The organism is Stenotrophomonas maltophilia group sp. Smal17, assembly GCF_030237045.1.
In the GTDB taxonomy this organism is placed as follows: Bacteria; Pseudomonadota; Gammaproteobacteria; order Xanthomonadales; family Xanthomonadaceae; genus Stenotrophomonas; species Stenotrophomonas forensis.
Genome location: NZ_JASJSU010000009.1, coordinates 49,338 through 64,209 on the forward strand (window position 1 = coordinate 49,338; position 14,872 = coordinate 64,209).

The 14,872-nt window shown below is 63.2% G+C and carries 11 protein-coding genes; 3 read left to right on the top strand and 8 right to left on the bottom strand.

Annotation, left to right across the window (positions count from 1 at the left end; genetic code table 11):
- Positions 1-15 precede the first annotated feature (15 nt).
- From QRO93_RS04480 to QRO93_RS04490, 3 genes are all read right to left on the bottom strand, one after another.
- Positions 16-1,452, bottom strand: coding sequence for a hypothetical protein (locus tag QRO93_RS04480; protein ID WP_006451291.1), 1,437 nt, complete (start codon positions 1,450-1,452; stop codon positions 16-18).
- 42 nt (positions 1,453-1,494) lie between these two features.
- The gene (locus QRO93_RS04485; protein WP_006451293.1) at positions 1,495-1,755 is read right to left on the bottom strand and encodes a PAAR domain-containing protein; all 261 of its coding nucleotides are present in this window, start codon (positions 1,753-1,755) and stop codon (positions 1,495-1,497) included.
- Positions 1,756-1,857: 102 nt separating this feature from the next.
- Complete coding sequence (locus tag QRO93_RS04490) at positions 1,858-2,739, bottom strand: M15 family metallopeptidase (protein WP_239510805.1); 882 nt, start codon at positions 2,737-2,739, stop codon at positions 1,858-1,860.
- A gap of 275 nt (positions 2,740-3,014) precedes the next feature.
- Between QRO93_RS04490 and QRO93_RS04495 the strand changes: the two genes are divergently transcribed.
- Positions 3,015-3,698, top strand: coding sequence for a hypothetical protein (locus tag QRO93_RS04495; protein ID WP_164240437.1), 684 nt, complete (start codon positions 3,015-3,017; stop codon positions 3,696-3,698).
- 87 nt (positions 3,699-3,785) lie between these two features.
- Here the strand turns inward: QRO93_RS04495 and QRO93_RS04500 are convergent, their stop codons facing one another.
- Together QRO93_RS04500 and QRO93_RS04505 are read right to left on the bottom strand one after the other, a co-directional pair.
- Entirely contained in the window at positions 3,786-4,835 is a 1,050-nt protein-coding gene (locus QRO93_RS04500) for a DUF6708 domain-containing protein (RefSeq protein ID WP_180880273.1), read from the bottom strand.
- Positions 4,836-4,843: 8 nt separating this feature from the next.
- Positions 4,844-5,794, bottom strand: a complete 951-nt coding sequence (locus tag QRO93_RS04505) for a DUF6708 domain-containing protein (RefSeq protein ID WP_180880275.1) — start codon at positions 5,792-5,794, stop codon at positions 4,844-4,846.
- Between the two features lie 164 nt (positions 5,795-5,958).
- On the opposite strand from QRO93_RS04505, the gene QRO93_RS04510 reads away from it, so the two are divergent.
- Both QRO93_RS04510 and QRO93_RS04515 read left to right on the top strand, forming a co-directional pair.
- Positions 5,959-6,870: an SUMF1/EgtB/PvdO family nonheme iron enzyme gene (locus QRO93_RS04510; RefSeq protein WP_180880277.1), complete on the top strand. Its 912-nt coding sequence runs from the start codon at positions 5,959-5,961 to the stop codon at positions 6,868-6,870.
- 655 nt (positions 6,871-7,525) lie between these two features.
- Positions 7,526-8,497, top strand: a complete 972-nt coding sequence (locus QRO93_RS04515) for an SUMF1/EgtB/PvdO family nonheme iron enzyme (RefSeq protein ID WP_180880279.1) — start codon at positions 7,526-7,528, stop codon at positions 8,495-8,497.
- Between the two features lie 45 nt (positions 8,498-8,542).
- Here the strand turns inward: QRO93_RS04515 and QRO93_RS04520 are convergent, their stop codons facing one another.
- From QRO93_RS04520 to QRO93_RS04530, 3 genes are all read right to left on the bottom strand, one after another.
- Positions 8,543-11,464, bottom strand: a complete 2,922-nt coding sequence (locus QRO93_RS04520) for a DNA repair protein (RefSeq protein ID WP_180880281.1) — start codon at positions 11,462-11,464, stop codon at positions 8,543-8,545.
- 36 nt (positions 11,465-11,500) lie between these two features.
- Positions 11,501-14,392: a type VI secretion system tip protein TssI/VgrG gene (gene tssI / locus QRO93_RS04525; RefSeq protein WP_285303970.1), complete on the bottom strand. Its 2,892-nt coding sequence runs from the start codon at positions 14,390-14,392 to the stop codon at positions 11,501-11,503.
- A 119-nt stretch (positions 14,393-14,511) separates the two neighbouring features.
- Positions 14,512-14,862, bottom strand: coding sequence for a hypothetical protein (locus QRO93_RS04530; protein WP_006465048.1), 351 nt, complete (start codon positions 14,860-14,862; stop codon positions 14,512-14,514).
- Between the last annotated feature and the right edge of the window lie 10 nt (positions 14,863-14,872).

Genomic DNA, 14,872 nt, shown 5'->3' on the forward strand with positions numbered 1-14,872 from the left:
GCAGGGATCCAGGGGTCAGGGAGCGGACGGCGCCTCGGCCGTCAGCGTCGGGGAAGGAAGAGGATCGACCAGCCCGAACAGGCGCTGCTGGTTGTCGGCGACACCGAGCAGCAGCACAGGTTCGCTCTGGCGCTGAAGCTGCGCGTGGGCCAGCGCCAGCTGGGCCAGCGGCAGCGCCGGGCCCAGTTCGCCGGCGCTGATGGCCAGCGCCAGGCTCTGCGGACTGAAATCGAGATCGGGTGCCAGGGTGGCAGCGATGGCAGCGGCATCCACCATCAGGTCGCCCCGGTGGTCAGCGTCGTGCAGCACGAACTGGGCCTGGGCGCCATCGGTCGCCAGTGATGCATGCCACTGGGTGGCGAGCGCCGCCAGCTGCCGACGCTGTTCTGCCGGGCGCTGCCCCTCGACCTGCTCGGCACTGACCAGCTGGGGTCGCCACAGCCGGGCGTCGCCTTCACGTGCAGCAGCCTGGCTGGCCAGCAACACGCCCGCTGCGCCTTCACCGGGTACGTGGCCATCGGTGCGCTGCGCCGTCGCCAGCACCCCGGCCGACTGCCAGGCCGAGACGATGCCGGCATCAATGCTGGACGCGGCCGCCAACAGCAGGTGCCAGCGTGGCGTCGGCGACGACGCCAGCGCATCGATGACCCGTTGCACATGCGGCCACACCTCGCGCGCGCCATCCAGCACGGCAATGCGCACGTCGAAGCGGCGCGCATCGAGGCCGGCATTACGCGCCTGTTGCTGCAGCCACTCCTGTACCCACGGGCGCAAACCATCGGACCAGCTGCCCGGCACCAGCAATTCAAGGGTGAGGATATTCTCAACGCGCTGCTCATCGCGGCGGCGCAGGCCGGCCACCACCACCTCTTCGGAGGCTTCGATCTCCGGCAGGGCCGTGAAGACGGCCTCCAGCAGGCGTTCCAGCACCGGCCGCAGCAGCGCCAGTGCACGCCGTTCGTGCGCGGCGGTATCGATACCGTCCTGGCGCACCTGCAGGACTTCGAATTCGTCCAGATCCGGTGCTGCGCTCATCCGCACCGGCAGGTTGTAGTTGTCGCGGAAACGCCCGTCGAGCACCGGGCGCGGTGGCGCCGCCGCAGCCGCCAGCAGGGCCTGCGCATCGAGGTCCATGCCCAGGCGCAGGTGGCCGGCCAGCAACGCAACGGCAGGCACGCCCGACGGGGCGCCAGCGACACTCTCGCGTTCGGCCGGGGCCGGGCCGGAACGATCCTCACCGGCTTTCTGCAACGCCACATCGGCGCCGCGCCGCGCGGCGTTGCGCAGCATGAAGCCGGCACCACTCAGCCCCACCGGCAGCAGCCCCAGATAGGCCAGCATCTGCATGCCGGTCGGTACCGTGCCGCTGTTGCGCCAGTAAAGAATCGTCGCGCCCCAGGTGGCGATGAAGACCATCACCACCGACGCTGCCTTGCCCAGCCATCCCGCCATCAGTTGCCGTGCTCCATGCGCTGCTCCCGTCGACCGCGTCGTTCAGCGCAGGCCAGTGGTGGCCTGTGACGCCATCAGCGTCGCTCCGCACGCCGTGCGGTCGCCATCGCGCGCCACCGGCTGACCATCGATCACGACGGTTGCGTCACCACTGACAATCGAGGTTGCGCCATGCACGGCGCAGACTGCACGGTCGCCCACCCGGGCCACCGCCTTGCCATTGATATCGGTCTGGCCGGTGCCTGCCACCACGCTGCCTCCGTGGCTGAGCTTGTCACCGACGACGATAAACGGTCGTGCCATCCATCATGCTCCTTGATCCTGTGTGACCTGGCGCTCCATCGCCCCCTGTTCCCCGGCGACCCAGATCATCGCGGTAACCATACCAGCACCGCCATGCGGTTATCACCCTTGGCGTGACAGTTCTTCACGCTTGGCCGCACGGGCCGCGCGGCAACGCGCTGTCATTTCCACGTGAACATAATCCTTGATGCTGCGCCAGTTTCCACCCCAGTCCAGGCCTGCCTGTTCAGCCAGCTCGCCGTACAGGAAGTAACCACGCTTGGTCCACTCGTCGTTCATGTCCCACTGCAGCTTGCCATCCCGGATCGGCGCACTGTCCACGCCCAGCCCATATTGATGGCAGCTCTGCCAGGCGCCGGCACGTGTCGCCTTGCCTCCGGCCATCAACTCGGCCTGCCGCTGCGGACTGCGGTAACCCTCGATCAGCACCATCTCGTAACCGTACTGGCGGCGCATCACCTCATAGATGGCCAGCACGCGCTGCTGCAGGTCGGCATCGATCTGATCCCACTTGCGGTCTGCCGTCACAATTTCAGGCCGCAGGCGGCGCACCTCGGCGGTGGTGAAGACTTCCGGTGGTGGCGGCGGCGGCGGGGTCAGGCGCTCCCCCCGCAGCAGCTGGGCGACCATCGAACTCGACTCCGCCAGATCATCGCCGCGAAAATCTTCGAGCACCACCGTCTGACGTGTGATCAATATCACAGTTGGAGGAATCAGCAGCGCCGCTGCCGCAATCGCCATAATCGGCCAATGCCGCCGAAGGGCACTGTGCGCAGCGCCGGCTTCTTCACGAACCCCACTGCGCACCCGGGTAACACCATGACCGACTTTATCGCCCACCCGACCCGCCTTGCGACGGAATCCGCCCAAGCGGCGCGACAGTGCCTGGCGCAGCGATTCCACGGTCTCGGGAAACAGCAACACCCAGCACACCGCCGCCACAAGTGCGACAACGGCAATGGCAGCAACCACGATTGGCAACACCGGTCCTCCTTGACTCGTAATCTGGTTGACGCCCCACCGCCTTTCACTAAGAATGCGGAAATTCGCTTCGGCAGATGCCGAGTCAAACCAAGGGCTGGATGCACTTGAATAATGGCGGAATCAATCGGCCAAGTCTGCTCTCAGGGGGAGCGCAGGCGAAGGGCCAGGCCCCGAATTCGGGCCGTATTCTGGCAGACATGGAGGGCCGGCAGGCAACCGCGTCCCCTCGTGCTGCGCGCGCGTCGGCCGGTGGCAATCGGCGCCTGGGGCTATGGTTGGGCATCGGTGCCGTTGTCGTCGCCATTGCCGGGCTGGCCGCCTGGGGCTTCTCCGGCAGCAGTGATTATCCGGAACCGAGCGAGTATTCGCTCACACCGGATCCGGCCCATGCCACCGGGCACCCGGACATTCCGGCGGGCGCCCCGCGTGACGGCGCTGCCATGATCGTCGATGCGCCGGCCACCGCCGGTGAGCCGGCCCTGCCTGCACCTGCCGCAGACACAGCGCCTGCATCCGCTGATGCCGCTTCGGTCGCTGCGGCCCCATCGGCGGCGACTGCGGCGAGCGGGGCGGCCGCACGCAGTCCTGCGCCTGCCGCACGCGCTTCGCGTGCCGCAACGCAGAGCGACGCAAAGAGCAAGGGCGATGAAAACCTGCTCGGCACCCTGCTCGGCATCATCAAGGAAGAGGACAAGGCCAAGGCCAAAACGAAGGCCAATGCCCAACCGCAAAGCATGGACGACCTGATCGCACAGATCGAGGCCGACCAACGGAAACGCACTGAAGACGAGCGCGCCGCCTTCGAGCGCGTGGCCAGCAAGAAGTCCGCATCGACCGAGTCGAACATCCAGGCTCAGCTGCGTGCCTGCCCCAGCCCCGCGTCGCTGAAGGGCGTGGATTGCCGCCGCCGGATCTGCGCAGCGGTGAGCGGCAAGGACCCGGCCTGCCCGGCGATGTGAGGCGTTTTTGTAGAGTCGAGCCGTGCTCGACTCTGCTGCACCCGAAGACCGCTACCAGCCCGCACACGTTGCCGAACGCAGTTTCTGTCAGACCCGGCTCGTTGCCTGCAGGAGCTGCTGCCGCACTTCATCGTTGCGGGCCTTCGCAGCGGCTATCGAGTCCTTCCAGAATCGCTCCATCTGATCCGCCCGGCCACCCGCATGATCCACCCGCCCGTATACGGCCGGCGCACGCAGCGGCGGCGTACCGGAAGGCTCGGATGTTCCGCGTCGGGTCACGGCCGCCGGCCAGACCGGCTTGCGGCACAGCTTCATCGCAAGGAAGCGGAACAGCGCCCAGGGCAAGGTGAGCGGCAGTGCAATCCACATCAGCCCTGCGCCCGCAGAAGAGACATGAATGATGAACGCATTGCGGAAGCTCGGCACCACTGAGGTGTAGAGTTGCAACGGCGGGAACGGAAGCGCGGAACGACCCTGCTCCATGAAGCGCCGGATCATTTCCCAGTGCGCGAGCACGACGGCGGGGTTCGAACCGCAATCCGAGCCTACCGCAAAGGTGTGCACGACCTGGTCGCCGCGCATCACCAAGCCCCTGAGATCGTAGGTGTAGTCTTCACCGGGCCCAGCGGGCTTGTCCCTGCCAATGATGAAGCGGATATCCGACCAGGCCGCTGAAATCACCCTGTTGCGTCCGCCTGTGAAGACATGCACCTGGTGCGTGGTTCGATCAAAGCGGATGGGGTAGTACTGATGCCTGAAGATGTCTCTTCCAAGCAGCATCCAGTAGACGAATGCGACCAGGCCCAGCAGCAGAACGCCCAGCACTGCGACAGTGACGGCCATCTCCGGACTGACGCTTTTCCCTTCCGCCTGCATCGTAACCGTCGCGTGCGCGATTGCGGACACAAACAGTAGTACGAGACTGATAACCACAAAGCCCCACATCACTGCCCATCCGCGATAGAGGAAGTGCCGATCAATGTACTCGATGCAGTTATCGCCGAGGTAGACAACTCCTTTATCCAGCGGCATCAACGCTGACGCATCAAAGTTTCGAACGTCGGCAGCGACTTCATAGCCGGTCAAGAAGCGGTTGTTGCGATAGCGCTGGGCAAGCCAGCCGGCGAACTGACTCATCTGCGGCGTTATCCTGATCGAGTTGAACGACGATCCCACTCCGACTGCGCCATGACCTCAGGCTCGGCCAGCCTCAGAGGGTCATTCGCGTCGATCTCGCACTCATCCTGCACCCATTGCGGCCACACTGGCACACGGCAGGACTTCAGGACCAGCCACCGGCAGAGCACCAAGGGCAGCAGCAGTGGCATAAGCATGAACCGGGCACTCAGCATGGCCGGTCCAAGGCTGGCGACCACGAACAGATAGCAGTTGCGCAGGGAAGGCTTGACCGACAGGTTCATCTGCCGACCGTCGATGGTGTCGACCACCTCGGCAGGCCCTGCTTCCATGTAGCGACGGACAAACTCCCAGATGCCACGTATTTTCAACTCGTCATCGAAGTAGTGACCGACAGCGAAGGTCCGCTTGACGACATGATCCTCAACGACACTGCACCGCAGGTCACGCAGGAACTCCTCGCTGGTTCCTCGCCCGATGTAGAAGACGGCCTCATCCCATGGGACGGATACCGCGCCCTCCTTCCCGCCCATGAAGAAGTAGACCTTCCGGTTGCGCCGGTTGAATCTCGTCGGGTACCAGACGTAGGTGAAGAACTCGTATCGGAGAGTGATATGCCAGAACAGTGCGGGGGCGCCGACCACGCACGCCCCCACCATGCCGTACATCACCCAGTCCCATATGTCCCCCTCCAGATTGGGGATGACCAGAGTGAAGAGCAGGAAGAAGCCGAGCAGGAACAGCCCCAGCGTGCCAAGCAGGACTACCGTGGTCGACACCATTCCCCGCAGACGAAAGCGGCGATCGATCAGCTCGATGCAGGTCGAATTGAAGCGGACCAGGCAGGCGTGTTCGGCGGGAGCCACGGATTGAGCGGCATGTACATTGAAACGCGATGCCCTCTCCTGTGGAGAAAGTGGACGTCCCACGGGAAAATCGCGCATCCATCCGGTGTACATCCAATCTCCCTTTCCCGCAGCGTTGCCGAGCATGACATGCCATGCGATTACTGGGCGGCCAGTGTCGCCACCGACGGGCCCACGTGATTGTGCACTCCGCTCGATCGGGATGCACTGGCTGGGCGAGCGCGATAGCATGCAACATTCGGCCAAGGAAGTCCCCGATGTCCACGCTCTCGCCCCGGACTGCAGCTCTATTAGCCATTCTGTTGCTCACTACATCCGCATGTGCCAAGGCGGAAGATTCCCCGTCCGAAGCGAAGCGCGGCCCCGGTACAGCTACGCAACAAAAGGTCGTATCTGACCTGGTACCGATCAAGGGAGGCTCGTTCCTGATGGGTGATTTTGGCCCCGTGCACAACGAGGACAGGCTGCCCTACAGCGGAGCCATGAACGATGACGTGCTTCGAAAGATCACGCTGGACGGCTTTTCGATCATGGCCCACAAAGTGTCGATTGAGGATTTTGATGCTTTCACGGACGCTACTGGTCGCCCGAGGGTAGGCACTTCGAAGATTGACTCGACGCTTTATCGTGCCGATCCCAAGGCCGCTGCCGGAGTGAAGTGGCAGGACGCCCTGGACTTCTGCACGTGGGCCGGAAAGGGGTCAGGTCGGAAGCTCACGCTCCCAACCGAGGCGCAGTGGGAATTCGCGGCGCGATCGGGCGGCAAAATGGTGGTATTTGCGACCGACACAGGGAGTATCGATGATGGTCGCAATGTAGCGAGCTACTCCCAGTACGATGACGGTAGCGGAACTGCCTTGGGCAAGTTCCCTCCCAATCCTGCTGGACTTTACGACATGACGGACCATGGCTTCGAATGGGTACAGGACTGGTATGAGGAGAATTACTCCGGGGGTGACGCCCGCAATCCTACAGGCCCCCAAAATGGCATCGAGAAGGTCCTGCGCGGAAGCAGCAAACGCGGCGGCGATTCTCTCGTACACACCTCAATGACTTTTGCGCGTGATCACCGCCCGCCGAATCCTCCGAAGTTTAAGGACACCGATGGGAGTGAGATTGATTCCAACCAGAACGGGAGCCACGGATTCCGCTGCGCCGTTCGGTACTGAGGGTTAAGCCCTCCCATCGGACATATCAGAATGGCGGCAAATTGCTGCCGCCCTCCACTGTTCACGCAAGCATGGCTTGATCGTCCCGGTTCAGCCAGAGCCCTGGCGGGTCCATCATGGCGAACGTCGGTGCCTCAGGCCGTCGAGCGCAGCCAGTTGGAGCGGGTCGTCGATCGTCATGATCTGGGCTACTTCATATCCTTTCGGGAATTCCTTGAGAAGCTTCGAGCGCTTCTCAAGGAACGATTGCAGATAGGAATTCCCCACATCTTCAACCTTAAGTCGGGCAGCCCAGTTCCACCAGCCGAGCCCCGATCTGCATGACTACCCTACTCGAACCTGCCGACTGTGTTGAGGGCGAATGTCATACCGAGGACGGTGATCCAGTTCTAGCGGCAGCACATTCCTTCCTTGCCATCGCGGAGGTACGCCTCTCGGCTTTTGCTGACATGCGGTGCCGAGTCCCGCCACGAGGTCTGGGCACCGCCGCTAGCGGGGCTATGGGATCGCCTCCGAGGCTCGCCGGAGTTGGGCGGCTCAATGCAGGCCGATGACTTGCGCTACCCTACACATGACGCGGCGCTCTCCACAGGTTCGTCCCAGAACCCGCTATTGATCAAAGCTCGGCAATGAAGGCTGAGCATGGGTTCACTCAATGATTCCGCCGACGCTGCTAGAATCTGGCGACTCAAAGAAGGAGCTGAATGTGCGTAGTTATCGACTGTGGCCCATTACGATTCTCGCCCTCCTTCCCCTTGCCCCTAGCGCATGCGCTGGCAAATCCGCCAATAGCGCTCCCCAAGTCCAAGGGAGCGCTGACGCAAGCGCAAGCCTTCAGCAGCAGATCACCCAGGATCTGATTCGGATGAAGGGTGGAACCTTTCTGATGGGTGACTTTGGCCCAGTGCACAATGTCGACAAGCTTCCTTACAGCGGCGAGACCAACGACGATGTTCTTCGCAAGGTCACGCTGAGTGACTTCGCGATAACTGCTCACAAGATATCGGTTGAACAGTACGATGCATTCTCCGATAGCACCGGACGCCCCCGAATCGGCACCTCCGATATCGATGCAGGCCTCTATCGAAAGGATGTAAAGGCGTCAGCGGGGGTGAGCTGGACTCAGGCGCAAGAGTTCTGCGCTTGGTTGGGAAGCACGACTGGTAAGCGAGCCACACTTCCGACCGAGGCAGAATGGGAGTATGCCGCACGCTCAGGCGGGAAGATGGTGATTTACGCGACTGACAATGGTCAGATCGACGATGGTCGAAATGTAGCCAGCTTCGATCAGAATATGGACGGAAGTGGCGTTGCTCTGGGCAGATATCCACCCAATCCCGCCGGGCTCTACGACATGATCGATCACGGCCATGAATGGGTTCAGGACTGGTATGAGGCCAGCTATACCGGCGAGGACCTACGCGATCCGCAAGGGCCAAAGAAGGGGAGTGAAAAGGTCATTCGCAGCAGCACAAATCAAGGAGGGGACTCGCTCGCACTTGTGTCGATGACGTTCGCACGTACATCCCGTGCGCCTGATGCGGCGAAGCGGAAGGATCCAAAAGGAAGGGACATTCAGGCCAATCAGAACTATGGATACGGGTTCCGATGTGTCGTTCGCGATTGAGCATGCTCCATCGGAGGGAGTACGCGAGACGTACTCCCTCAGGTATCAGGCCATCATCGTTTTATCATCTCGATCAAGCCATAGCCCCGGCGGATCCATCATTGCGAAAGTAGGCGCTTCACTACCGTCCAGAGCTGCCAGCTGAACTGGGTCGTCGATCATCATGATCTGGGCTACCTCATAGCCCTTCGGGAATTCATTGAGCAACTTGGACCGCTTCTCAAGAAATGATTGAAGATAGGAATTCCCCACATCTCCAACCTTGTCGCGGGAGTGCTTGTTCATCGTTCCGAACACGCTCGGGAGATCGTTGTTCAACGAGTAGCCGTAATCGAGGAAGCGCACCACATCGCCTTCCGCTTTCCCTGCATCGGGTCGACGCGCGCCATCGATAGTCATGTGCTGCATGACATTCATCCACTCCGGCCTGGATGTGACCGGCTGCAGAATGTTCAGCACAGCCTGCTTGTGCCCTGGCAGCGCGTGGATCTCGATGTCGCCCCAACCCGGAGAGAACTCGGGAAGATTGCGCGCATGTGATTCGGGATAGTGTCGAGTCACGGCGTACAGCAGCATGCCCCTGGCTTCTGGCGTCGCGTAGATCAGCCAGTCAGGCTTACTATTGATCCGGTTGACCAGAGCATCTCGGGCAGCTGCCTTCTTTAGACGATTCTGAAGTGCGTTGAACTCAAAATTGACAGCAGCAATGTTCTCGGAGAGGAGTACCCCCATCGGGCTATCCTCTGCAACGACCATGAACAACAACTTGGAGAGAACGTTGAATGCGTCCTGCGCGATATAGGTAAGCTTGATGAATCCGGAGTGGGCCAACTGGTAGAACACCCATTTCACGAATTCCTGCATGCCACCTGCGTCCACGGCGAAATCCACTGCCCCCTTTGCGCCTACACCCCAGCAGAGTCGTGCAGATGCACGAATGCGGAACTTCCCGCTGTTGAAGTAAATGTTGAGTTGCGCGCTTGCGCCTGCGCCCGCATTGACTGCCACATCCAATGCAATCTTGGCGAAGCTCACAGGTTCCTTGCGATCTGGCGGCAACCAGCGCAGATCACCAGAAGGCGTGATCCCCCCCTCCACGCCTGCGAAAACCTCAGCGGTCAGCTGAACACCCGCTCCGCTCCCCTTCGGAGCCGATTCATTCATGCCCAGCATGCGCACCCGGGCTGGATCAAGCTGCGCGCGCGGCAGCCCCCGCTGGCTGTCAAAATTCTCGGCGAGCGATTGCGAACGGTCACGCTGTTGGGCGGTAGCAACGGGCTTCTTGCCTACGTATTTGATTTCAGCAGAGCCGGCGAGCGTGCCCTTGGCGCCAACGAACCCGTACAGCTCACAGGCCAGTACAAAAACGATCGCTCCAAGATCGACATCCCCGAACTGCATCTGCCATCCCTTGATGCTTGGAACGGAGTAGCTGTGCGTCCATTTCCCCTCAAACAGAATCAACTTGGCAGAGGCATTGGCCTCAGCCTTCGCTGCCGCAACTCCCTTTGAAGGATTCCACGTAGCAGCGCTGCTGGCGCCTGCGCCCGCAACAAAACGCAGCCACTGCGAAGCGCTCGCAACTTCATATGAATCGCTTTTCTGGACGTGCTCCACGAACTCGTTGCCGCCGGCGTCGATGATGTCGAAGACGAACGGATCCATCTTTGTCTCGGCTTTCGCCTGCAGCGTGATGGAACGGATTGACTTCTTGAAGTCCGCCGCGTCGAATGGCTTGGTGCCGGTCACCTCGTGCTTGCCCTCGCTGGAGCCACTGACCGGACCACCTTTGACCTTGGTGCCGACAGAGGTGTTCACCGCTGTGGGAATACCCATGATCCGCCGCTTCTTTAGTTCCTCGTACTTCTTGGCGGGAATGTAGCGACGGCGTAGGCCGGAACGATCAGCCAGACTTCCGTTGCCTGCGTGCCTGCCCTTGTCGTAGGTCTCGAAGGTGACAACCTCCTTCAAGTCTGTCAGCTTCGAGAAGTTGTCATTCAGCATCTTCGCCACATTGTCTTCAGCAATACCCAACGCCTTTTCGGCGGCGGCTACTGCTTCGGCATCGCGCCCCTGCAACGCATTGTCAAGATTCGCCCTGGATCGGTGCAGACCGGCCATCGTATTCTCGATCATGCCGCTGAGTTCTTCGAACTCGTTCCAGACATCCGGCGTCAGCAACAGCAGCTCGCGTGCCTCGGCGTTGAGCACTGCGGGCGCGCTGATCTTGCCGTCGACTCTGGCTGTCCGCCCCTGCCCAGACTCGCTCATGGCTACTTGGCTCTTCATGCCAAGCACATATAGCGTGGTGGACTGTCCCTTGATCAATGGCTCCAGCATGTCAGTGTTGCGGCCGACCTTGCTTCCCGGCAGATTGAAATTGAAGCGACGACGCCCGTTGCAGGTAATGCGCGGCGTCATGCCGTTCTTGTCGGTATTTCCTTTGATTGGCCGGCCCGCCGCGTCGTTGCCAGCAACTTCGCGTCCCTTTGCATCCACCGCATAGGCAAGGTAAGGGGCATTGGGTAGCGCCTTCTGGTCAGCCTGCATCTGGAACTTCACCCGGAAATAGGGCTGCAGTTCAAGCGCGCACTGGATCGGTGCCATCGTCATGATGGTGCTGTTGAGCTGAAGCTCGATGTCGTGCGAGACCGCCTTCTTCTGGCGGCCAGCGAAGTCCGGTTGCGCCCACTTGCGCTGGTCGAAGTCCCAGACTTCCAGTTGGAATCGTATTGTTGAGGGCGGAAGGAACGGTGCCTGCGTAGCAGGCTTGACACCTTTGTCCAACGGGTTCTGCAACGGATTCGGCGTGGTATTCACGAACTTCGTGAGGCCCTGTGCGTCGGTTGTTCCATTGACGACCTCGTTGCGATCAGGCAGCTGCAGGATCCGGTAGCGGACCTTCGCGGCAGGACGCTGCTGGCCGTTGTCAGCCAGGTAATAGAGTCTGAAATTTCCAGTTGCCATGGTGTCTTCCTTGTCGCGCCGTAACGGTCTGCGCGCTTACGCTTCGTCGTTGAGGTAATAGCCTTCGTGCTTGGTTTCACCGTCGCCGACGAAGAGATGGATGTTCTGCGGGCCCTTGGTCACCACCTGCTCGGTTTCACCCTGCGCATTGGTGGTACCTTCCCGTGCACTGCCATCGGGCATCACAAGCACATACGGTGAGTTCGGCATCGGCTGTCCCGCGAAATCGCGAAGCACGTACTTGAGCTTGTAGGCGTCAGCTGGATTAGGAAGTACCAGCGGTGCGTTGACACTCGCTGGCCCCACCCAATCCCGCTGGCTGGCCTTGAACTCCACTTTTCCCGGCGCGCCCAGTTCGATGTTGTCGCCCTCGATCCGGATATAGGCACCGGCCGCCGTCGCCAGCAGATGCTTGCTCGGCGCCGACAGCTGCACGTCCGCTTCAGTACTGGCGATGCGCACCTGGGTCTTGGCCGCCACGATCATCTGGTTCTTGTGCGCACGCGCGCTCACCTTGCCTTGCGCGGCGTGCAACGCGATGCCGCGCTCCTGGTTCGGGCTTTCACCGCTGGGCTGCACGCCGGCGGTGTACATCACCAGACCGCCGGCCACCGCCATCGTCAGCGAGCCCTGCGTCATCCAGTTCAGTGCCACGCCACTGGCCAGCGTGGTGTGGGTGCCACTGACCCAGACCTGGTCGGCCGGGGTCAGGCTCAGCACGCCGGCCACACCGCTGCCCAGCAGCACGGGCGCGCTCCAGCCCGGTGCCTCGCCATCGCCGCCGGCGATGCTGCCGGCGGCACTGCCGCTGTAGGTGGCGCGCAGCGTCTCCTGCAGCTCGGTCAGGGTGGTGTCCACCGGCAGCTCGGTCGGCTCGCCGGGCAGCTGCGCCTGCTGGTTGGCGGCCGATTCGGCCAGCTGCTGCAGCAGCTGCTGGCTTTCCTGCAGCTGGCTCAATGCCTGCGGCGCGGCCATCTGCGGCGAGCCCTGCTCGGTGGTCAGCAGCAGGCCGCGTCCGGCACGCAGCGCGCCCTGTGCCTGGGTGGACAGCTCCACGCCGAAACCCCGCTCGCCTTCGCGCACATTGTCCTGGCCGCCCTTGAGGTGGCCCAGGGTCAGCGTGGTCTCGTGCTGGGTGGTGGACAGCTGCGCGCGGCCCTGCCCGGGCGTGTCGTCGAAGCGCAGCTGCTGGTAGCCGCCGGTGCCGCCCTGGCTGTCGGCCAGCGCCTGGCTCTTGAAACCGGTGTACACCGCCGCGTGGTCATTGCCCTCGAACCAGGCGGCGGCGTTGCCGGTGGCGGTGGCGCCCCCGCCGTTGATCTGGTTGTGCTGTGCGTCCTGCTGGCCACGGCCGTTGTAGACCGCACCGACCACCACCGGGCGGTCGATATCGCCTTCCAGGAACGCCACCAGCACTTCCTGCCCACGCCGCGGCAGCACCACCCCGCCCCAGTTGTCGCCGGCCCACGGGGTCATCACCCGCACCCAGGTCCAGGCGCCTCCGTTGGCCGGTGCGTTGTCGTCGCCGCCGGGATGGGCCAGGCCGCTGCTGGCGTTGCCGCCGCGCTGCCACGGGAACTGCACCTTGATGCGATGGTCGCGGTCGGACAGCAACGGGTCGCCGTCGCTGACCACGATCGCGCTGAGCGTGCCGGTGATGGTCGGCCGCGGATGCAGGTGCGCGCCGTGGCCGTCCTCGGTCTGCGGCCGGTAGTTCACTTCGGCGGGGATGGCGACGAAGCGGTTATCGTAGAAGGCGGTGGACACCTCGCCCGGCGCCTGGCCGTAGGCCAGCCCGGACAGCGCATCCGGCAGCGCCGGCACCGCCACGCTGGACGGACCCAGGGTCTGTTCCAGAGCGTCGAACACGTCGGCATCGAGGTTGTTGCGCGCCTGGTGCAGCACCGACAGGCACAGGAACTGTGCGTCCTCGCCCACCTGCGGATGCTGCGACAGGCCAAAGCGCGCGCCCGGTGCCAATGCCCGCCATTGGCCGGCGCCGTCGATGGTATGGGTGCGCACGCGCAGCGCGTCCAGATGCTGCTGCGCGCGGCGCTGGCCGCGTGCGTTGTCCTGCCAGCCATACGGGCCGCAGGTATCACGGTCGACAATGCCCAGGTCGTTGCCCTGCTCGGCCTCGGCGCTGGCCTGGCGACGCTCCAGGGTGCGGTAGTCCCAGGTCGTACGTTCGACCTTGCCCGGCCGCCAGCGGTGCGCGGTGGACCACTGCTGCACGCTGTCGCTGCGCTCGCTCTCGTCGCGGCGATGGAAGCGCACGCGGCCCAGTTCGGTGGTGTCGTCGCTGTGGTCGGCCAGCACCAGGGTGTGCGTGCCGAAGTCCGCGCCGCCGGGCTCGCCGGCATGCTCGAACCAGTAATAGATGCCCTCCTCGGCCAGCAGGCGCTGGACGAAGGCAAGATCGCTTTCCTGGTACTGCGTGGTCAGGCTGCGCCGCGCGTACTGGCTGGCGTCACCCAGCGACCAGCGCCAGGCCGGTGCCAGCCCGCTGTAGTCGGCAAACAGGTCCTCGACAATCTCGACCACGGTCTTGTCGTGGAAGACGTAGCTGTCCACCCGCTGCGACAGGAACGCCAGCCACGGCTGCAGGCGCAGCCGATAGCGCGCCAGGCCGCCATTGCTGCCCAGCCGTTCGGCGGCGGTGATGCGACCGTGCAACGGGCGCAGGCTGCCATCGGCCTGCTGCAGCTGCAGCAGCGCACCCTGCCCGATCAACGGCGCCAGCTGCAGGCCGGCGTCCAACGACAGGGCGGTGATCGTCCACTGGAAACCCATGCCGTCGATCTGCTCGACGCCATCGAGGGTTTCGGCCACCAGCACATCGCTCCCCAGCGACGTGTGCAGCCGCAGGAAGCGCTGGGCGTGCGAAGGGCCGGCCAGCGCGGCCCGCAGGTTGTTTACCAGATCCATGGTGCTTCCCCTACTTCCCGTACCTCAAGGTGGTCTGCATGCGGCATGCGCATCGGTGTACTCCGCTTCCCGCGCCCGCGCGGCCTGCGTCCCGACCGGGGCGCAGGCACGCACGGCCATCAGGCCGCCTGGACGATCTCTTCCAGCTGCAGGCGCACGCCCTCGCTGATCTTCAGGCGGTAATCGCGGCCGCCGGCGGTGATCTGCAGTTCGCGTACGTTGCTCACCAGCTGCGGCTTGCCAACCACCGGGGCATCCATGTGGATGCGCCACGAACCCCGGCTGATCTGCGCGGCGACGTTGCGGGCATCCTGGCGGGCGGCGGGCACGGCCGTGTCCAGCAGCTCGATCACATGCTCCGGGCGCAGCCGGTTCCAGGCACGCACGCGGTCCAGTTCACGGCCCAGCCCCAGTTCCAGGCTGTCGCAGTGGTTGAGGGCCGCTTCGCGGTCAAATCCATAGAATTCCATCAGCGTTCTC

Coding starts and splice junctions, on each gene's coding strand:
- QRO93_RS04505 (WP_180880275.1), bottom strand. CDS start 5,794: ATGTACACCGGATGGATGCGCGATTTTCCCGTGGGACGTCCACTTTCT.
- QRO93_RS04520 (WP_180880281.1), bottom strand. CDS start 11,464: ATGGCAACTGGAAATTTCAGACTCTATTACCTGGCTGACAACGGCCAG.
- QRO93_RS04515 (WP_180880279.1), top strand. CDS start 7,526: ATGATTCCGCCGACGCTGCTAGAATCTGGCGACTCAAAGAAGGAGCTG.
- QRO93_RS04510 (WP_180880277.1), top strand. CDS start 5,959: ATGTCCACGCTCTCGCCCCGGACTGCAGCTCTATTAGCCATTCTGTTG.
- QRO93_RS04500 (WP_180880273.1), bottom strand. CDS start 4,835: ATGAGTCAGTTCGCCGGCTGGCTTGCCCAGCGCTATCGCAACAACCGC.
- tssI (WP_285303970.1), bottom strand. CDS start 14,392: ATGGATCTGGTAAACAACCTGCGGGCCGCGCTGGCCGGCCCTTCGCAC.
- QRO93_RS04480 (WP_006451291.1), bottom strand. CDS start 1,452: ATGGCGGGATGGCTGGGCAAGGCAGCGTCGGTGGTGATGGTCTTCATC.
- QRO93_RS04530 (WP_006465048.1), bottom strand. CDS start 14,862: ATGGAATTCTATGGATTTGACCGCGAAGCGGCCCTCAACCACTGCGAC.
- QRO93_RS04485 (WP_006451293.1), bottom strand. CDS start 1,755: ATGGCACGACCGTTTATCGTCGTCGGTGACAAGCTCAGCCACGGAGGC.